This is a genomic window from Bartonella massiliensis (assembly GCF_902150025.1).
In the GTDB taxonomy this organism is placed as follows: Bacteria; Pseudomonadota; Alphaproteobacteria; order Rhizobiales; family Rhizobiaceae; genus Bartonella; species Bartonella massiliensis.
This window is the reverse complement of the sequence record NZ_CABFVS010000041.1, coordinates 1-21092: the sequence shown is the minus strand read 5'-3', so window position 1 is coordinate 21092 and position 21092 is coordinate 1. Positions and strand designations below refer to the sequence as shown.

The window sequence follows — 21092 nt, the reverse complement described above, 5'->3', positions numbered from 1 at the left end:
TTTTCCCAAATATTTGAATTTTTTTCCTTATATTGATTTCATAGAGAACAAAAATTAACAAAACAAAAATTGTGTCTTTTTTACCACATCATCTAGAATAGTACATGGATACATTACAAAAAAGTAATTTCATATTTGAAACTTTAATAAAGATTAGTATAGCTAGAACAATGAGTATCGCGTGTTTTGCTTTGTCTTTAATGCATTAGGCAAAGAAATTCTCTTATTAGACAAAGAATTCTCTTTAAGAAAAGATTAAATTTTAAAAAAAAACGGACCTCGGAGATTCCATATGAATATAAAATCCCTCTTTTTAAGCTCTACAGCGGCTTTTTTAGCAATTTCCGGAGCACACGCTGCTTCAGCCCCTGTGGCCGAACCTGAACCAGTAGAATATATTCGCGTTTGTGACGCCTACGGAAAAGGATATTTCTATATCCCTGGAACAGAAACCTGCATGCGTTTATCAGGAAGTGTTCGTGCTGATTTTATCGGCGGTGATAATATCGATGCAACCAACGAAACTGAACTGAAAAACAAAAGAAAAACCTATAGTGCATCATCACGGCTCACTCTTGTTTTTCAAGCCGCTTCTGAAACAGAAATGGGAACTCTTCGTTCATATGCAAGAATTTTTTCAAGCTGGGGTGATGGTACCAATAAAGCTGGAGCAAGACTTTCAGCCGCTTATATTGAATTGGGTGGTTTCCGTGTAGGTCTTGATGATACCATTTTCAACACCTGGGTTGGTGGTTATGGAAATGTTCTCAATGATGACAGCATAGCGCCTGCCGGCACAACACGCACCAATTTTATTTCCTATACCTTTAATGGTGATTCCGGCTTTTCTGCTATTATCGGCGCTGAAATAGGCAATAACGCAGATAAACTTCCTGGAGTAGCAGAATTAAGAAGTGGAAACGACGAGTATGTGGGTCAATATATTGAGAAAGATGGTAAACTTGTTTCTCTAACAAACGATACTCTTCCAAGTAAAGCAATTAAAAACTACACCCCCAATGTTGTTTTGGGTATAAAGTTTATGCAAAAATGGGGTGGTTTTTCAGCCGTTGCTGCCTACGATGCTTACTACAAAAAATGGGCTGGAAAAATCCGTACGGATTTCAATGTTAACGATCGTTTCAATCTATGGGTAATGGCTGGCTATAAAAATGGTACCGATTACTACACAGAAGATAAAGATAATCCAGGTGAATTATCACGCAGAAGCACAACGATCTATGCAAACTGGGGTGGTAAATGGGCTGCTTGGGCAGGTGCGACTTACAAACTCACGCCAAAAGCAGATTTGAATGCTCAAGTTTCTTATAGTGCTGTAAAAACCTTTGCAACATCTGTCAATATTGCATACACGTTGGTTCCAGGGTTCGTAATTACCCCTGAATTGACCTATGTTTCTTGGAACGATGACCGCGTTATAAAAGATGCAAATAATAATGAAAAACATTTCTTTCATGGAAAAAGTGCTTTCCAAGGTATGATCCGTTTACAGCGTTCATTCTAATTCTATTAGGCTACAGCTTTGAAAAACTGGTAACTGATGTTGCCAGTTTTTATTTTTGAAACCACATATCATTAGCATCTTTCTCTGATCGTTATTTTCTTAATCTTTCTGACAAAAACAGCTTCAGTTTTATAAAAACATTTTCAGAAAATAAACTTGATGTACTTGATAAAAGCGGCTTTACGCGGGGTTTATTCATCAATTCCAATAATTTCTTCCTTACTCTTTAAAGCGTTCCCCTTTACTTTATTTCACAATTGAGCTCTCTTTTGTCATTTATATCTTACCCTTAGTCATTTTAGATATAATCTTCTCGAATAAGTTTTATCCTAAAGAGTCAGCTTAACGGCACGGAACAAAGACCGCATCCTCCTCGCTCAAAGAACGAAGGCTCCTTCCAACATTAGCTTTGTAAAAAAACAATCGACTTGCTCGAGGGAGATCAATTGACTGATTACTGATGATATATCTTGCGGCTCTACAGAAAAGTCTTACCTTGAATCTTTACACGCTCTATTTTTAAAATACTTAATATATTTAAGTATTCTATTCTTTATGTTCTCACCCCTTTTAATTTCAATGACGGTGTTTTATGGCATAATAGGGTAAGATATTAAAAACAGACAAAACACCCCAAACAGAACATTGATTGATCATGATAATTCATTGTTCCTTAACTTGAATGAGAAACCTTAATGCCGTAGGATTTTCTCATTTCAAAGCCTTCCATATTGAATCAATCAAAATTATTTTCTGTACACACCACAAGCAAGAATCCATGTGGATAAAATTTGGATAACAAAGAACACCAAATGCCTATAATAAGAACGTTCAAAAATTAAGAACTGTCGCAACATTGGACGTTGGCAAAGTGTGTGATGCCCCCCTTTGATTTTTTATGAAGCGTAAGGATAACGATGCGCTATAGATGACACACTTTACAGAAGTGATTATATATCCTTTACAAATGCCGTACATAAAATATGTGCATGACATTCACAAAAAAATATTTTTCAAAACAGACCGGTAAACGTACAATAAGAATCCATTTTTTTGAGCCATTCTATCTTGCATAAGGAGCACGCCCCTCGAATGGCAATAATACATTGATTTATAATGATAAATAATCATTTTTACCTTGAATTATAACGCCGAATATCGTAAGACTTTCTCATCACAACCCCTCTCATATTAAATCAGTTCATATCACTTGGCTTGCACGTCAAAAGCGGGGATGGTCGTGTGGAGGTAAAAATTGCTAAAGCAAAAAGAACTAAAAATGGCTTTTCATCAACCGTCTTACAAACCCAAGGGATGGCCCGCAACACTCAAAGGCAAGTATGTGATGGTGCTGGCGTACTTCTTTATAAGCCTATTCATCAAGCATAAAAATGCTGGTGCTCTATAGATTTTATATTCTTTCATGGGGCTTGATCATGACACCCTTCACAAACTACTGTCGTAAAACGGGATTAAGAGCATTGAGAAATGTTTCTTTTAAAAAAAGCACGTAAATTGGCAACTGGGGGGCGTTTTGTTTTACTTAACAGCGCAACTTTACAGTTTTAAAAGAAAATAGCCTTAAGACAAAGAAATAGCAAAACGCAATCTCTGCCAACCATAAAGTTTTTTGTAAAAGCTTGCCGTTCTAAAAAATGCCTCTGTACATAGTTTTTACACAATCAAGAAACTTTATCAAACCAATAGGCAAAAAAATTGCTTGCCTTAAGAATAAAAAGACTCACCGACAATCATAACATATCTTTCCATGAAACAGCTTATACCCTGCATACGATTTTTAAAACGATAAAGCTCTTCTTTATATGAAGCTAATCAGCGAAAGGAAAATTCTTTTAAGAAACAAAAAATATTCCCATATCCTCATAAAATATCTTTTAATTCAAACACATTGAATTCACGAAAAATATTTATCAACCAACGCATAAAGAATTGCCGCTGTTTCAACATCGAGAATCCCATCATAATTTTCTTGACGAAAATGAAGTTGAAAAGCTCGAATTAAATTTTTGTATCCCATTTCAGTACAGGCAACTGAAATATCATAGCCATAACATTTCAGCTTTGCCAACACCTCCTCTTTGGACGGAAAACTCTTAGAAAATTGTTCTTGATAGTGACTTTTTTGTTCATCCTCATACCATGCCCCTATCCCTGCCCAATAAAGTTCTTTCCATGGGAAAGCAGCACCTGGATCACTTTTTCTGCCAATGGCAATATCACTATGCCCCACAACATCCGTTGGCATAATATCAGGATAGCGTTGAAGAATATTCAATGCAAGTTCCTTAACGGCATCAATTTGTATGGGATTATAAGGAGGAAAGTTAAACGCCTCATTATGGCAAGCCATGAAATCAACATGAGCCGGCAATCCATTTTCATCATTAACGGGCTTTACGGTGTGTGTATCCTTCCCAATCCCCCCCTCTTCTGAAGGCTGAGAACGACCGGTCGCTAAATTAACAATTTCAATCCCGATAGATGAATCATTAAGATGGCTATGCCCAGCCCATGAACTCACACCCGCATGCCATGCACGCTCGTTTTCATCAACCAGATTAAAGATACGCATATCCTTAAATCCTGCCTCACGATATGTCTGCTCTGAAGGATCCGGAACAAGATAGTGTGCACTAACCTTTTCTCCTGTCAGTGCCATGACCGAGGCTTTAAAATTAATGGCAGTATAATGCATGACAAGAAAACGAACACGACGATTAAAACTCTTGACAGAACGATAACTGTTGTAATCAATCTGATACATAAAGGCTCTTTCTTTTTCACTTGTATAAAAACTATCGCACATCACAACAAATAGAAGACGCACTGTTGAAAAAAATTGCAATAAACCTTCCATTTAGATACTGAGAATTATGCCAAAAATTTGTTTATCCAAAACACCAACGCTCTTCTAAAACAATAAAAACACATTTTTATTTCGCCTCGTACACACACGCACAAAATATTTTTGATAGCATCCACAAACACACCCTCTCACATATTTTTCTAAAAAAATTCTACAGACGATCAATCGAAAAAAATGAAAGTGTAAAATGATGATGCCTTAAATTGTCATATCTTAAAGTAAAAATAGCTGTTCCTGTTATGAAATGAAAAAAATATTACCGCCTCAAGCCCTACAACCATCTCGTGCACGCACCACACACAAACATCAGGAATAAAGTTTTATGAAGCCTTTACAACAGCTTATTGACTGCTAACGAAACAGCACGCTCTCTGCCCCTTGAGAGGATTCATAAAACACTTTTGTCCTTGTTCTTTACGCGTTTTATCGACACAGCCCCCCTTGTAATGTACAAGAAACATGGATCTTGATTAATGTATCAAAGTTTAAAATAAGAAAAGCTTACGATAGAAAAGATTTGTATTTCAGTTATAAAACAATCAACAATCATTCCAAACAAAGCATTAATCCATTAAAAGACATGCATAACAAAAGCATAAGGCAATAGACACCTTCATTTTTTTAAAGAGACAGCTGTGGAATCTTTTTGAAAGCTTTAAAGCAAAATGACAGAATGATAATAAAAATGGGAACTGCTTTTCACCTTTGCACTTTTATCTTCTTGCAAAATGAGACGTATGCTCATTTTGGAGATTCCACAAATAGAGCGCGCCATCTCCCCCTGCCCCATATCTAGTATACAAACATGTCTAGCATACAAAACTGAATATACCCTAACAAGCTGAAATATATTAATATTAAAAAAACATGCTGGACCATTAAAGATTGAATACTGATTTACAGGCCACAAAAAAGCCCATGCTTTATAAAATATCCAACATTATAAAATAAGGAAAATAATGTACCAGCCAATGGACTAGAGAAATATTTCAGCTTTTTATACAACACATTTCCCCACCTCCATAACAGGCTTTAATTTACTCCTCCCTACAGAAGCCGCACATATCCCTAGAGTTCATAAAGCTCAGATGAATGATAATCTATGAACAATGTTTAGCGCGAAAATATATTTTAGCGCGAGAATATAAAAGAGCAACATGATGCAAAAACAAGTTTTACATATTTTTGACCCAAAGTACTAAAGGTTCTTGAACGAGCACACCTTCTGTTTCACAATGTTTTCTTGTTTTCTACATTCTCGCGATTTTCTTGCTCAAAATGGTCTGTCGAATGATAGGAAAAAACGAAACATGCATCTCGTATGATTGACGCCTTAACTTACAAAATTGATGAGCAAAAAAAGATATCCTTCTATAAGGTTAGTTAAGAGCATTTTGTCGCATGCAATAAGAGCTCAAAACAGCCTTCTCTTTAATGTTCCGATTAATGTTTCAGAAAATGCCATAATTGGAGTAATATTTTTTTACCTCTTTATAGAATATCATTTGTTTTTTTGCGTTGGCAAAACTCTTTTTAAAACTAACCAAGCGGCATATTCTTGTAAGACGACACTTAAAAGCGGTCGCGTATAAGCAAAAAGAATATGATCCTCACCATAGCCTTTCATCTGCACCGTTATGGTTGCATGTCCAAGACTTTCCTGCTGCTTTTCTAAGATATCGATGGAAGGTGATAAGCGAACTTCAACCTCCATCTGCGGAACATTTTGGGTACTTTGTTTTATGGGTTTAAAATATTTTAAAAGATGTTGATCATGGATCAACCAATGCACCTCTGCGTACTTTGCGAGTTGTTGAGACGCCGTGGTCACTTCTGCCCCAACCAAATAGGGGCGAAAATGATTTTCAAATTCTTCGATTAAATGTTGATCCAAGGGGGTGGAAGACTGACCAACCAGTTGCACCAAAATATAAGGGCTTTTCCATAAAAAATGGCGTTCAAAGGGCGCATTGGCAAAGTGACAATCAACCCAATGCGCAAGGGTACTTTCATCAGTTCCAATCAAAGTCCAAGCATAGCTTGCCCGTGATAGCGAAGAATATTTCTTCTTATTTTGCTGTAAATAATCCTCTAAAAGAGCAAGAGCCTGTGAGGGTGGACCAGGCAAAACAACCAGCATACTTTCATCACAAGAAAGAGAGAAACCTGGCGCTGTGCCTGTAGGATTATCAAGCACTGTTGCTGTTTTCGGAAATAAGGCTTGACGCGCATTATTACTATCTGGCGCAATTCCTAACCGCTCTAATTGACTTTTTATGGTTTGCCAAACATCTTCATGATGCACCAAAGGTTGTCTGACAGCTTGGGCAACACTATCGCGTGTTTTATCATCAGAGGTAGGTCCCAATCCCCCACTGATCACGATAAGATCTTCTTGTCCAAGACAAGAAACGATCATCTCACTGATTTGCTGTAATTGATCTGCACAAACAAAATGACGTGTGACTTGAATATTTCTCTTTTCCAAGCTTTGGCTTAAACCTTGTAAATTCGTATTCAAATATTGTCCTGAAAGGAGTTCATCACCAACGGTGATAATTGCCGCACGATAAACGGAATTTTTTAGAGAATTGCCAACAGCTTCAGCCATTTTATGGGGTGAAGCACTGCCTCCTAAATCATAAGGAACCGTTTTTCCAGCCTGAATAACTTGATCAACACTTTGAGACAATTGTTTTGCTTCCTCGTAAAAGCCTAAATGCTCTAACAGTAAAGCCGTCGTATAAAACATCGCAAAAAGGTTTACTTTATTCTGCCCCGCAATGCATGGTGTGCTTTCATGAGCAGGTTTAAAACAGGCCATCTGATTTCCCATAATTGCACGAGAAGCAAACCCCAACCCGCCCATCACACCAGCGGCAAAATTAAAGAGAATATTGCCAAACATGTTTTCAGCAACAATCACCCCAAACTGTTCTGGCTTTGTTGCAATCTGCAAAGCAACCGCATCAACATGATGAATATCAGCTTTAATTTCTGGATAGTTTTGCGCGATTTTCTCAAAAATTTCCTGAGCAAATTGTCCACTTTTTCGCATATCATTGGGTTTATCAGCAAAAGTAACCCGCCCAAACCCTTGTCTGCGTGCATAAGAAAAAGCATATTCAAATAACCGCTCCAAACTAAAACGTGTTTGCAAATGAACTGTCCATGCTGCTTCTTCAAGACCATATTTTTCTAAATTGGGATGTTGTAACCAAGTGGCTATTTCAGGCGTAATCCCCCGAAAATCGACCTCAGAAGAAGAACCTTCCATCATTTCGTGAATAACACAAAACTGAAAAGGCCGTCGAGACCCCATAATATATCTGATAGGGTATATATCGGCAAACAAACCTAACTTTTGGCAAAGCTGAAGGAGTGGAGAAACATAAGCAAGGTTTTGTTCTCTCAAATGCGGTGCCAATTCTTCTAAAGCCGTTTCTTTTCCTTGATCTGTCACAGTACCAAGTAAAAGTGCGTCACTTTCTGCTATTTTTTGCCAAGTCGCTTGTGGAACAGAATCCCCTTCTTGTTCCCAACATTTCCAACCGATCTCACCATAAGTAAATTCAATAGGCAACTGGAATGACTCTAAGATCTTCAACGACGCCTCACAGATTTCTGGTCCCACACCATCACCGGGAAGCACAAGAACTTTCTTTTTCATAATCCCTCCATCCATTCGCTAATAACGGCATTCGTCATGAGAGGATTATCCTCCCACAAACGCGTAGCGGCGCCAGAAATAATCCGATATTCATGATTAACACAGGGGCTTTTTGTTTGATTATCAACCGTTGCCAGTTGCGACTTTTCCCCCACCAACGCTAAAAATTTGCCCTTATATTGAACAATCTCATCTCGAGCGTCCATGGCCAATAATAGTTTAAATCCTCTTGTCATCCGTTCAATCGCCATGTTTTTTTGATCTTGTGGAATTTTCAAGGCAACGCGTTTTTTTATAACGCCACGAGGGTGCATAAAATCATTGAGTATTGCTAAAGCTTGCGACAAATCATTCTTTTCTAAGCAAGCCAGAATATCTCCAAAACGCCGTTGCAAAGGCTTATCTGGATAGCCTGGTGCATTAAGAGCAAGTACTGCTTGAACATTAGGCAGCCTTGCAGCCAATATTTGCACCAACATTCCTGCCATAGAAAATCCTACAAGAACCGTGGGCTTTTGCAAATACTTTTCCAGTTTTTCTGTCATAAAAGATAAAATCTCAACAGCAGAATGATTGGAAAAATGATCCCTCTTAGGAAAAAGAGAAAGTGTATCCAACAGCGTCACATGAAATCCTTTTCTCAAGCATAGCTTTGTCAATGGAGAACAAAAAATACCCCGATCCCAAATCGGCATCACAGGAGAAAGAATAACAATAGAAAGGCTCATGGATCAATGCCTTCCCTTGTTTCAAAACACGCATGAGCGTCAAAGCTCTTCCCCTGCAATATAATGAACATACCAAGATGCTGAAACTTTTTCCCCATAAAATCCCCCATACCAATCAATTTGTCCAATTCATACGAAACTTATGACAAATTTTAAATTCACGCAATCAACTAACTTCATAGCAAAAATTCATTCAATAACAAACAGCCCATTTGTGAAAACATTAAAAAAATTTCCACATAATAGGCTCTTTTTATGCTTTCACTCAGCTTGTTTCTGAGGGCATAAAATCACGCGCTTTTTGGATATAAATGATAAAACCAATGACGCAACACACTGCCAACAACGTTGCCATAGCCCGTGGACTATGACCAGAGATTTTTCCGATAACCGCCGCACTAAGCGCTGCACTTCCTAATTGCAAAGAGCCCATAACACCAGAAGCAGCTCCCGCAGCTTGTGGATGCGATGAAATAGCCAACGCTGTCCCTAATGGCAATAAAAAACCATTGCCAAAAGTAAGAACAGCAATAGCCATAAAACTTGTCACAAGGGGCCATGGGCTTAGATACATTTGCAAAGCAAAAAGCACCCCCCCTATAGTAAAAATAATGTACCCTCTCCCCACAGTCTTTTCCATAGACTCGCGTTCAAAAAACCATCGCGCCAAAAAATTTCCCAAAATATAGGGCACTGAGACACCAATATAGCTATAACTAATGTGTATCGGCGATAAACCCAAAGTCGTCAGCAAAAAAGGCGATTCCACAATATAAGCAAAATAGGCCGCGTAAGAAAAACACGGAATAAGTGCATAAAAAATAAATTGTTTATTTCTGAGAACGTCTAAATATCCCTTCATAAATCCTACCGGAGAAAAAGGCTGTCGATTTTGAAGAGGTAGAGTTTCGGTGAGCACAAAACAACATAGTAAAATGGTCAAAAATATAAAAAAGCTTAAAAAGATAAAAGTCGCCTGCCAATGAAAAGCTTGTATCAACAGTCCACCAATGAAAGGTGCAAGTGCTGGCGACATCCCAATAAAAGGAAAAACAATCAAATAAAGTTTTCCTGCTGCTTTTTTATCCAATAAATCATTGATAATCGCGCGACTTAAGACAAGCCCCGCACAAGCTCCAAGACCTTGCAAAAAACGTAATACAAGAAAAGCATGAATATGAATCGTATAAATCACACCAATTGTCGTCAATAACCATAAGAATAAGCCCAATAGAAGTGTTTTTTTACGTCCAAAATTATCACTGAGCGGTCCATAAATGAGCTGTCCAAGTGCCAATGCAAACAAAAAAACAGCCACCGCATTTTGAATTTGAGATTGAGTCACTTGATAATACTGACGCATATCTCCCAGTGCTGGTAAAAAGATGTCCGTAGAGATCAATCCCCCAGTCGATAAACATACAATAAGTATAATAAATGGTAAAGTATATTTACGATTCATAAATAAAGACACACTTTTAAATTTATAGATTAAATATTATTAGGTTAATAATAACAAATATAATGATATTTTTTCTTATATAGATAAACAATTACAATTAAAAGTGTTATTATTTTACTTTATGAAATAAAATTTCTATTATTTTTTAATAATTAAAAATCTATTCTACATGTTTCACATGCAAATAATCCACCTATGAATAAGCTTCTTTATACACACTTTGCTGTAATCTTTCGCTGCTGTTTTCATTGCTATCATAAGCAAAAGCACGAATCTCTATTCGTAGCAACAATCCTCCCCCTCCATACAATATCCATAAAAGTTTTCATACCCTATCCATCAAGGTTAATCGATAAAACGCAAAGCAGAAAAACAATTTCTCACGCCTCCACCCCCCAATCACTATGGGATAAACACAGCGTATAATGCAACAACAGCTCCAAAGGACCCTATCAACACAAACCATGATTGTAAAGGGTTTAGCTCTACCAGACCACAGAGTATAATGACACTTCTACAAAAAAACAAACACCCCAAGATATTCTAGAATAAAAAGTCAACACGCCTTTTTATTGATCTTAAACCATGAGCTCTTATAATATTCTGAGTTGATATTTATTCTTCACTGAAATACGACTGACTTTCTAGTTCCATTTTATAAAACACGCCTCACATAAGAACAGTCATATTCTTAATCAAAGCAAGCAGATATTCCACGCACTTTATAAGCTAGAAACCAATAAACGACAAAATTCAATTTTTCAAAATTATTCTCTCCCGTGAGAGATACGATGATAATATACAGCATAAGAATCAACATGCCTTTTTCCAAGCACAAGTTGGATCATTTTAAATGATCTATCTTCAATATTTTTTCTCTCATAAAATGTTGAAGCGTTTTTCTTATTCATTTTTGGCATCTCTCCATCACTTTTGGAACATAATGGACAATAAGGCATTGTATCTCCAGCATATTCAAGGAGATAAAACATGGAAACCCGCATTCCCGAAAACACACCTTTCGATACGAATTTTCTAGGCGAAACATCCCTAGAGACAGAATATCCTTTTTTTCACCCCCCCATTTCATGGTCCGCCATCTTTGCCGGTCTGGTGACAGCTCTTGCCACCTCAATCTGCCTCTCTTTTCTGGTCGCAGCCTTAGGTTTGAGCCAAATGGATTTCACCTCGTCCTCCCCTTTTGGAGACTCTTTCTTTTCGATGGGCATTGGCTCTCTTATCGTTATGCTGATAAGCCTTGCTTTGGGAGGTTTGGTGGCTGGGCGTTTTGCTGAAACCGCTGGAGCTCTTCATGGCTTCTTAACTTGGGCTCTCATAACACTGCTAATGACCCTCCAAGCCATTCACGTAGTTTCAAGTACAGCAAAAATAGGGACGAAAGCTGCCCTAGAAAACAGCTCGATGATCGAAAAGACCATAGACGGTTTCAAAACCAATATTTCCCCCCTGCTTACAAAATTAAACAGTGAGGATTTTGCAAAGTTTTTAACAAAAAACAGCAACAGTGGCATCAATTTTGACCAACTTGGCAACGAGTTGCGCACCCTTCTCAATAAAAGTGACATTCCTGCCCTTAATCCGAAACGCTTAAAAACATCTTATCAGACAGCGCTCAACGATATTGGTTCTGCAATAACCGCTTTCAAAAATGATCCTTCTCATTATCGCACGACCTTAAAAAATCTAGAAGAACGCCTTTCTGATCGCGTAGAAGATTTGACAGCAAAGTTTGATAAAGACGATATCATCCATGCCCTCATAAAAGATGGGATGAGCCGTGCGGATGCCCAAACGGCCGCCAACCGTGCCGTTCAACTTTATCAAAGTGCAGAGGAAAAAACTGCAAAAGCAATAAAAGTTCTTGAAGAACGGGCTGAAACCCTCTCTGACAATCTTGAGGAGACCATCAAGGACGCCAAAAATACCGTCACAAAAGTCACAAACACAGCCACAAAGATGGGCTGGTGGGGCTTTCTAGGCAGTCTGATAGGCGCTTTTATTTCCAGTATTTGTGGTTATTATGGTTACAGAAGCCGTAAAGATACTTTCAAACTTTGAAACTTCCAGATCTAAAAACAAACGCAAAAAAGCTGTACAAATCTGTGCAGCTTTTTTTACACCGATTTGAAAAGCTTTTTATATAATAGGACAACCTATACACTGCCTTACAATATCCAAACAAAATCTTTAAAAGTTTAAATTTGAAAACGACTGATGAGGATACAGCGTGCTCATCTTCCCTACAAATCAAAAATCCTCGAAAAGAACAATCTATCTTTTTAATAAGAATACAGAGCACTCTTCATTATATGCAGTATATCTCTTCAAAAGAGAAAGAAATATTTTCAATCAACATAACATTTGACAAAAAAATAAATCCATGCCATATGCTAGAATGTGCTGGTTTTTTATTTAAACTATCGCGTATTTTTATCAATTATAAGGGGAGGAATATATGAATATTTCACTTAGATCAAGTAGAAGATGTTGTTGAATTGGCTGATGATGAAGTTATGCCAATTATGATGACTACTAAATATGCACAGCGTAGCGATATTCAAGTTTATCAAGATGAGCTTGATATGAATGGTTCGCTGAAAGTTTAATAATATATCGTTGATACAGATCTATTGATACATCCAACTTTAAAAAATTAAGCATATTTAAGAGCATGTTTGAATTATTTTCAGAGAGCTTTTCCCGAGAGGTTTGGGCTAAGCAAGCGGCTGAATTGTCAACTTCACACATCCCTTTCAATGAAAGGGATGTGTTGGATGCTCTAAGGCAATACGCTCTACGTTCTCATAAACTCTTAGCTCTTAGTCATAAAGCCGAAGTCATAACAGTGGTTAATGGGGTGCGGAGTCCACATCCTCTTCCAAACTTTCTTGTTTTAGATACGGACAGAACTATAGAAGGATATACTGCCCGCGTTGACCAATATGCCGAAGGGAAAGACTGGGCGGTCATGTATTACGGGTTATATGCTGCAACCCCTGTACTGTGGGACACGGCAAAACAGTTTGCAGATCAATTAGCACATTCTTTAGGGTTTAGACCCGGTGGACGTGTGGATATTGACTGCTTCATCGGCCGATATTCTTCTACCCATGTTGGCGTCCATGTGGATCACGCTCACAATTTTGGTTTTACTCTACAGGATGGTAAAACAATGTTTACATGGCCCAACACACGAAAAGACCTTCAAGGGCTCAAATATCCTGAATATGAAGAACATAAATCAACAGCAATTGCGCTGCAAAATCGAACAGATCGTGTTGCCTATTTCCCTCATGATGCTTTCCATGTTGCCGAAACGGGAGAAAAGGTTTCTGTAAATATCAATGTCGCTTTTTGGGAAACAGCACACGATGCACAACACCATAAAAATTATGTCACGCATTTACTTCGTCTTAATGATCGAACGCGACATGATATCCGCACATCAGGAAGAGCAAATTTAAACCCTGACAATGCTTTTCAACACTCTGTGCTAAGCTCTGCCATCGCAAATGGTACCTTAAAACGTCATATGCTGGTTTCTCAATTAATTAACGATACAAGTTCGCGTCTATGTGTTGGTCGCCCCCTTATTAAGGTCTCTGAAATTGAAAATGAAATTACTCTTCGCGCATCTGCAACCCTCCAATGGGTACCCTTAACTGAAACAAATGAACTCCTCATCGCTGCAAATGGGCATTGCGCTTGTTTTGAGTATAGCTCTCATCTAGAATACTTCCTTTCTCAACTTTCATCAGGAAAAAAATTAGATAGTGCAAAATTAAACGATAAACCATATAGATATGCGCAGGAAGAAATTTTAAAAGCTGTAAAAGCTTTAGCATGTTGGGGAGCATTGTGATAAAGAAAAAATCTATGATTTTTGCCCAAATAGGACTTTTCCTCATTTTGGGGTTTAGCAGCTTTGCCGATGAAACGGCTCAGGTGACCTTTGCTTTACACTTGGCAGAAAGTACAGCCTCCATTTCCATGCTGCTTTTTGCAGGGCTTATCGGAGGAATTTGTGCAGGCCCCATTGCCCCTCGCCTTTTGCATCGCTTTCAGTCAGCACACACGATCACGGTTGTTTTATTGTTTGAAGCACTTTTCATAGCCACAGCCGCAATCGCTAACCAGTTTTGGGCTTATATTGCCCTTTCTTTTGCACTAGGCTGTGCGGGTTCACTCTTTTGGTCTGCTATCCTTGTTGCGGTACCTGAATTGGCAAAAAATGATCAGCAATTAGACCGCATCAATCGCCTTATCCAAACAATTCGTAATCTTGGCTATATTGCCGGACCTCTGTTGGGGGGTGCATTGTATGGTCTATCAAACGGACAAAAAGGGCTCTTTGCACTATCCATCATGGTTTTCTGTGCAGCCTTGATCACCATAGTCTGTTTTAAAAGTTTAAAAACACCTGCGCCAACAATACCTCCAAAACAACAGACCAAAAAGGGACTAGATTTAACAGGGCTCTTGCGTAAAAAAAATGTTGTCTATGCTCTTTCCCCCCTCATTATCACCATCATCCTCACTTCGGCTCTCAATGTGTTGTCGATTGTCCGCATCCGCACCGAGCTACAGTTTAGTGCACAAACCTATGGAATAATCACAAGCATGTTAAGTCTTGGTCTTGTGGTCGGTCCACTCTGCTTTTCCAGCCTTTTTCACCGCCTTGGCAATGCTGCCGGTGCATCACTAGCTGCCGCAACCATTGGCTTGTCGATTTTCTGTTTTTCCTTAACACCGTTTATATGGCTGATGATGCTGTCCTTTTTTATCCTTGGGTGCGCCAACGGTGTGCAAAATGCCCTCATGGCAAGTTTTATGATGAAAGCTATTCCAAAAGAACAACGAAACAACCAAATGCCCGCCTATATCTTCATCATACAAACAGCCGTATGCATTGGTTTTATCAGTGCAGGTTTTGTCCATGTGCACCATACCCAATACACACTCCTTATCATCGGCATCGCCACCATGATCACCGGCATATTAGGCTGTATCATAAACAGCGCTCTGCAAAAAAAACAATGGAATAATGCCTAACAAACTTTGCCATCTTTCCCCTCAAGCAAACCTTGCTAAAAAAAGGACATGAACATCACATCTCAATAAAATTCCAATCACATTATTGTCTTCTCCCATGCAACCCCAGAACAACTAATATAAGACTTTGATAAACCACTGCCTGTGGAGCAAAAAACAACCCTTTTCAAAAACTTGATATTTTAAAGCGAAAAAACAATAACATCATGCAACAAGATCCTATAGGCTTAAATTTTTACCATGGAACAGGTGGTTATGTATGGCAACTAGCAGATACCATGCAACATGACTTAAATGAAAATATCCACACCCTTGCCTTACAAAAAACCACACCGCCCATAGCCATCCATTCTTTTGCCGTCTACCCACGCAAATTAGCCCCCCTCGCACACGTTCAATGGGCAAAGGATATACAGATTATAAAAAATAAACCAGCACTCATTGGCAAACGCCAAATACAGCCTATCACCGTTGTTTCTACCAAAAACAAAGCTTTTGGTGGATTTGATTTGCGGACATTTACAGCGCTTCATGATGGCTGTTCCGTTCAAACCTTGAAAGAAATCAAATTCAATGGTTGCCTTTTTGACGGGGACAATCTTTTGATATCCCTATTGCGACACGGTCTCATTCAAACAGACCAACAAGCCTTTTCATCAGATCATGCAACAGCTCTTGTACGAGAACCAACATGTCGTATTGTCAATTCTCCTCTTGGTACTCTTGCCATTAATCAACTCAACGGGCGCACAATCCGGCTCAATGCCAAAACCAAACCTCTCTTGCAAAAAGCCACAACAGCAATAGATCTCCAACACCCCATAGAACCAACAACAACATTTTTTGTCAAAGCAGGAATGCTGCGCTTGGTAAAAGGATAAGGAGAAAAAAATGTCTCTGATAAGACCGGGTATGGGAACAGAAAACAGTATTGAGATTCTTGATACGCTCATTCAAATGGCAAGACCGCGCACCGTTCTTGAAATCGGTGCGGGGGATAGCACACGCTTTATTGCTAAAGCACTGCAAAAAGCAAAACAAGCATGGCAACAGGATAAAAAACTTTTAGAATCCTCCACTTGGGAAGAACGTACAGCTTTGCTTGACCCTTCAGGCATCCTTGAAAATTATCAACCACAATTGATCACCATTGATGATTTTTCAGCAGAAGGTCAATCAGCTGAAGAAGCATGGCAAAAACTGCTTAAAGACGACAACATTGAAAAAGACACCGTAACATTTATCCATGAGAATTTCTTCTCTCTTGATGATGAAACGCTTAAATCTTGGGGCCCCATAGATTTTGCTTGGCTTGATGCTGGAACACCCGCAGATGATGTGCGATTTGTTACCACACTTTGGGAACATATCACCGCTGGTGGTTATCTCTGTCTGCATGAACCAACCATGACAACAACCGTTGCTCTCGATGGAGAACAGCGGGTGCGCCGTGTGAGAACTCCTTTGTGGGAAGAAATTCTCTACCGACTTGATGGAACCTATGAGGCTTTAACACTGCCTGAAAACCACAAATATCGTCAAAGTGGTCTGGGGATTATTCGCAAATGCACCCCTGCTGAGCAAATTTTCCGCACACAATCGCTCCAAGCAGAACTCATCGAAATCAACGAGCACCCTCTTCGCAATGATCTTTTACCCATGGGAAAAGAAAGCCTTCAAAAACGATATACCCGCAATTCAGTGATTTCTGCCATGACCTCACCAACACTGCGCGCTGTTTACGCCGCCATTATCCTTGGTGCGAAAAATCTTTCTGATATCCTAAAACATATCGATTATGATGCAAAAACCATTCACAAATCGATCAATCGTCTTTTGAATCTTGGTCTTATTCAAAACACAACAGCAGGATTTCAAGCAGAAGAGACGCTCTGGAAAATGCTAGAAAATAAACATGAGCGGGAGAGGGAAAATTTAAGCGACCGCCATTTAGAAACAGAAGAGATGCTGCCCAAAATTGCCCAAGCCTTTCAAAGGGATAAAATCTATAGCGAAACAGAAGTCTCTAAGATATGCAACCTCTTCACGATAGATTTTGCCCGATTACGACGCACCCTCGTTGAGAGAGGATTTTTACAACGCCATGGGGGCAAATATCAGCGCATACGCTAAAAGAGCATTGAAAAATGATGAGCAAACTCTACCGTTCTTCTTCTCTATTTCAAGAAAATGAATACCTCCTCACTAAAAAAACATAAAACACATCACTCATCCAATTCATAGATTGACAATCTATAGAAATGCGTCCCTCCTCTTTGTAAGCGCTTTATGAGGAGAAGTAAAAATGCGGGATATCAATTGGTTACAAAAAGAATGAAATGTAGTCAAAACCATCAAGGGGAGATAGGCGTTCAAAGTCTTAATGATCTCACAGTTGTTGTGCAAACATCAGGGCGCAGTATTGTTGCTCAATCAGGGAAAACTTATATTGACTGTATGTCATGTTCCTATCTAGGGTTAGAATGTCATCCAGCATTAAGGGATACTGTGAAATCTTCCGTAGAGAGATTTGCTGTACAACATGCCGCCGCACGAACACGTGCAAAATGCATATTATTCGATAAGCTTGCGTTAAAAATTAAACACCATTTTTCTCGATTTCTCTTCCGTCGTATTTAATGGGGTCACGACCTTCACGTAAAACAGAACGCCACCCCGTTGCCAATTCACGCGCTTGTTTTAAAGAGACATCTCTTAAAGCCCCCAAGCCCATTTCACGGCGCCGCCCGTGAATGGTGTAACGATAAATCCATTGAGCACCTCCATCTTTACGCTTATGAAGTAACAAGCCAGCACCATCATTATATTTACCAGCCCCCAATGTTGCGACAGACCTTGCATTAAGACGGTTCATAAGAGCCATTTTTAGTCCTTTCTTATATAAATTTTATCCACACATTCATCCCACTTGTTATATGCAAATGAGTGGTTTTGATTGATTCAAAATAAAGAGATTTGAAATGAGAGAATCTTACGTTATTCGGGGTTCTCATTCAATATGAATAACGCTAGATTATCATTATAAATCAATGTTTTATCTAATTAGGAAAACTCTGTTTTATGAAATTTCATACAGCTCAAAGAGACAGCACTATTGGCAAAATGGTGCACACGGTGAGCAAAAATACGATTCTTGACTAAAGAAACTTTTATAAGCGCATATGGCAAGGAAAAATTCTATCCTGAAATGCTCGATAGTTCTCAAAACAGCGTAGAAAAAAACAATATCCTTGCAGTGAACTGTCTGGTAAATCAGGAAGGATACTATTTCAACGAAATGTGTACAGCAAAAACAGAGCTAATAAAATTTCCTCAAGAGATACAACAAAATATCTTTGATCATTTAACGGCACTTCTATGGAAATTTCATGAGCAAAAATAAAATTACTTTTTTCATCTATAGCACCGTTTTTCTTTCTGAATTTTCCTATTTCTTTGTTTTGCCTATCCTTGGAAACTCTTCTTTTTTAACTGCTGCAAATGTTGCGTTTTATCTCGCTAGATCCGTAATCCTTGAAAGCATTCTCATGGTAACCACAACAGGTTTCTTGGAGAGATTTTCGCGTAAACTTTTCATGGCTATCGCTTTTATTTTAAGGAGTAGCGCTTTCCTATGCGTTATCTTGTCAACCACACCTTCTGCATGGCTGGCCTTTTTCACCTTAACAGCGTTTTCAAAAGCAATTTCAAAGCCATTTTTAAGAGAAATTTTATCAGAACATCTCGATGGAAGCACTCTTAAACGCGCATTAACCCTTTATTCTTTTTTTCAAAACGCTGTCGTCGTTATAGCCCCTCTTGTCGCAACGATAGCTATAAAATGTAACGCATCTGCTTTTTTAATGGCATTTTTCGCAATCATTGGTTTGTATCTTTATTTTGTATCCATCAAAATTGTTTACAATTACCCTCATAAAAAATTCTCTCCTGCAAAGAATAAAAAAACAAATGCCTCTCTTCTTTCTTCTTGAAAAGAAATCATGCGTTATCATGCTATTGTTTATTTACTGGACACAGCTTTTCTTTGCACGTTTATCATGGGAATTTTTATCATCACCACAACACTTCTCAGTAAATTTGACAGCAATTTGGCTCCTTATAGCGGAATTTTGTTGGGATCAGTATTTGTATCTGGCAAGGAATAATCAATAAACATCTCACCCTTTCCGATAAAGCAACTTTCTACCTGCTATGGCTTATGGGAAGTTTTGCTTCACTTTTCCTCATGGGTGGCACCTTTACCGCTGTAACTGCGTTAATTTCCTACAGTATCTATGAATCTGTTATGATTCCAGAGATATACTATCAAGTAAACAAAACAATCACATCCCTCTCTGCCAGTGTTCTTTTCAGTTATATCCTTGTTATTTCAAATATTGGTCAAGCGGCAGGCTCATGGACAAGTGGAGGGATCATTAGCCATTTCAACAATTATATCGCTTTTATTTTTTGCATGATTATTACTGCATCCTCCTTTGCTTCTTGCCTTTGCCTCATACAAACGAAAAAATAAGGAACTTCAATGTCGTATATCATTTTTGCTACCGGTGGTACAACAAGAATACCCACAACACTTCAGCATAAGTGGGTTAATTATGAGTTTGTAACACACACTGCTGCAAAAAAACTCGAAACTATCTTTAAGGATTTCTCTGTAAAATCTGTTGCCAATTGCCTCACAGCTGGAGGATTATGAGGCAGATTTTTATTTGCCCATGAAATCTGCCGTCTTCTCAAAGTTACATATTATCCATTTACTTCTATGGTTAATCTTGAAACTTTAAGTTTAGCTATCGAAAAATTTTCTATCGATACCATAATATGCCTTCCTAGTTTTGCAGATAAACTTATTATCGTATCTCGAGAGAAAAAATTAAAATCTCTAAAAAACTTATTCTACCTTGGAGAAATCTTTCAACCTGAATCTCTATTCAAAATAAAAAACATCATCCCTGAACTATGTATTAAGCCTCTTAGCTTTACCACTCAAGAAACAGGTCCCATAGGTTTTCAATGTTCTCAGATCGATGGTAATATTTATCATCTTTACGAGCACATTCAAGCAAAGTCAAATCCTACAAATAACGAATGAGTCGTCTCTGTTTTTTATCCTGAAGATGCACCATTACTTGAGCACACCACAGGTGATGTTGTTCATATTGTCTATGATCAATCATGTAATTGTGGTTATCATGGACATACCTTACACCTTAAAGGAAGAACACCAACCTTCTATAATATTATGGGAACTTCAATTTCTATTCACAATTTTATCAATGTCTTCAATCTTCAAGGCTGCACTCTTTCGACTACAGATATTCAACTCATTATAGTCAATCAACATGAGAACGGTGTTGGCGTTTTATTGTTTATTGATTCACGTCACAGTCTTGAAAGAAATGCCCTTTTATCATCGCTCTCATCGTCTTATCTGATAAAAGATATTATTAATAAATCACAATTTTTCCATGTTTGTTTTATGAGTAAAGCCCAATTTATTCAATCTTCAAGCTCTGCAAAAATAAAATCGTTTGTTCAAACTTCTCAATACCCTATGGTGCCTGATAGTGATTTAGTGGAAATTAAATAATCTAAGATTACAACTTCATAAATAAGTTCTTGATTATGACTGGAATCTCACGCGTTTTTTCCTTGCCCCTAACACAGCAAGTCCTTATCGTAAAAGCCTTTTGAATAGAAAAAAAACAATTTTTAAAGTGCTTTTT

At 38.3% G+C, this 21092-nt stretch carries 15 protein-coding genes and 1 pseudogene; 11 read left to right on the top strand and 5 right to left on the bottom strand.

Annotation, left to right across the window (positions count from 1 at the left end):
- Window positions 1–292: 292 nt before the first annotated feature.
- A complete protein-coding gene (locus tag FNZ60_RS08545) occupies window positions 293–1525 on the top strand; it encodes a porin (RefSeq protein WP_142417164.1) in 1233 nt (410 codons plus the stop codon).
- Window positions 1526–2767: 1242 nt separating this feature from the next.
- Window positions 2768–2914: a hypothetical protein gene (locus FNZ60_RS09785; RefSeq protein ID WP_185913552.1), complete on the top strand. Its 147-nt coding sequence runs from the start codon at window positions 2768–2770 to the stop codon at window positions 2912–2914.
- Window positions 2915–3440: 526 nt separating this feature from the next.
- Here the strand turns inward: FNZ60_RS09785 and FNZ60_RS08540 are convergent.
- From FNZ60_RS08540 to FNZ60_RS08525, 4 genes are all read right to left on the bottom strand, one after another.
- A complete protein-coding gene (locus FNZ60_RS08540; protein WP_142417194.1) occupies window positions 3441–4310 on the bottom strand; it encodes an N-acetylmuramoyl-L-alanine amidase in 870 nt (289 codons plus the stop codon).
- Window positions 4311–5913: 1603 nt separating this feature from the next.
- Window positions 5914–8082: an isocitrate/isopropylmalate family dehydrogenase gene (locus FNZ60_RS08535; protein ID WP_142417163.1), complete on the bottom strand. Its 2169-nt coding sequence runs from the start codon at window positions 8080–8082 to the stop codon at window positions 5914–5916.
- Entirely contained in the window at window positions 8079–8810 is a 732-nt protein-coding gene (locus FNZ60_RS08530; protein WP_142417162.1) for an alpha/beta fold hydrolase, read from the bottom strand. The genes FNZ60_RS08535 and FNZ60_RS08530 overlap by 4 nt, the downstream gene beginning before the upstream one ends.
- A gap of 265 nt (window positions 8811–9075) precedes the next feature.
- Complete coding sequence (locus FNZ60_RS08525; RefSeq protein WP_142417161.1) at window positions 9076–10272, bottom strand: multidrug effflux MFS transporter; 1197 nt, start codon at window positions 10270–10272, stop codon at window positions 9076–9078.
- Between the two features lie 990 nt (window positions 10273–11262).
- Here FNZ60_RS08525 and FNZ60_RS08520 point away from each other — a divergent pair.
- The 6 genes from FNZ60_RS08520 to FNZ60_RS08495 all read left to right on the top strand — a co-directional run bounded on the left by FNZ60_RS08520 (window position 11263) and on the right by FNZ60_RS08495 (window position 17985).
- Window positions 11263–12351: a TIGR04086 family membrane protein gene (locus tag FNZ60_RS08520; protein ID WP_142417160.1), complete on the top strand. Its 1089-nt coding sequence runs from the start codon at window positions 11263–11265 to the stop codon at window positions 12349–12351.
- Between the two features lie 613 nt (window positions 12352–12964).
- The gene (locus tag FNZ60_RS08515; protein WP_142417159.1) at window positions 12965–14155 is read left to right on the top strand and encodes a hypothetical protein; all 1191 of its coding nucleotides are present in this window, start codon (window positions 12965–12967) and stop codon (window positions 14153–14155) included.
- Complete coding sequence (locus FNZ60_RS08510) at window positions 14152–15345, top strand: MFS transporter (protein ID WP_142417158.1); 1194 nt, start codon at window positions 14152–14154, stop codon at window positions 15343–15345. The genes FNZ60_RS08515 and FNZ60_RS08510 overlap by 4 nt, the downstream gene beginning before the upstream one ends.
- Window positions 15346–15551: 206 nt before the next feature.
- The gene (locus FNZ60_RS08505; protein WP_142417157.1) at window positions 15552–16226 is read left to right on the top strand and encodes a hypothetical protein; all 675 of its coding nucleotides are present in this window, start codon (window positions 15552–15554) and stop codon (window positions 16224–16226) included.
- Window positions 16227–16236: 10 nt separating this feature from the next.
- Window positions 16237–17478: a DUF2087 domain-containing protein gene (locus FNZ60_RS08500; protein ID WP_142417156.1), complete on the top strand. Its 1242-nt coding sequence runs from the start codon at window positions 16237–16239 to the stop codon at window positions 17476–17478.
- Between the two features lie 201 nt (window positions 17479–17679).
- A complete protein-coding gene (locus FNZ60_RS08495) occupies window positions 17680–17985 on the top strand; it encodes a hypothetical protein (RefSeq protein WP_210243984.1) in 306 nt (101 codons plus the stop codon).
- Here FNZ60_RS08495 and FNZ60_RS08490 read toward each other — a convergent pair.
- Window positions 17981–18229, bottom strand: a pseudogene (locus FNZ60_RS08490) (Arm DNA-binding domain-containing protein); the annotation flags it as partial. The gene FNZ60_RS08495 and the pseudogene FNZ60_RS08490 sit on opposite strands and share 5 nt — an antisense overlap.
- 270 nt (window positions 18230–18499) lie before the next feature.
- Here FNZ60_RS08490 and FNZ60_RS08485 point away from each other — a divergent pair.
- The 3 genes from FNZ60_RS08485 (at window position 18500) to FNZ60_RS09780 (ending at window position 20062) form a co-directional block, all read left to right on the top strand.
- Window positions 18500–18748, top strand: a complete 249-nt coding sequence (locus FNZ60_RS08485) for a hypothetical protein (RefSeq protein WP_142417154.1) — start codon at window positions 18500–18502, stop codon at window positions 18746–18748.
- Window positions 18735–19337, top strand: a complete 603-nt coding sequence (locus tag FNZ60_RS10300) for an MFS transporter (protein WP_246054765.1) — start codon at window positions 18735–18737, stop codon at window positions 19335–19337. The genes FNZ60_RS08485 and FNZ60_RS10300 overlap by 14 nt, the downstream gene beginning before the upstream one ends.
- Before the next feature lie 551 nt (window positions 19338–19888).
- Window positions 19889–20062 (top strand): hypothetical protein, encoded by a 174-nt coding sequence (locus tag FNZ60_RS09780; protein WP_185913550.1) that lies wholly within the window; start codon window positions 19889–19891, stop codon window positions 20060–20062.
- Window positions 20063–21092: the final 1030 nt, after the last annotated feature.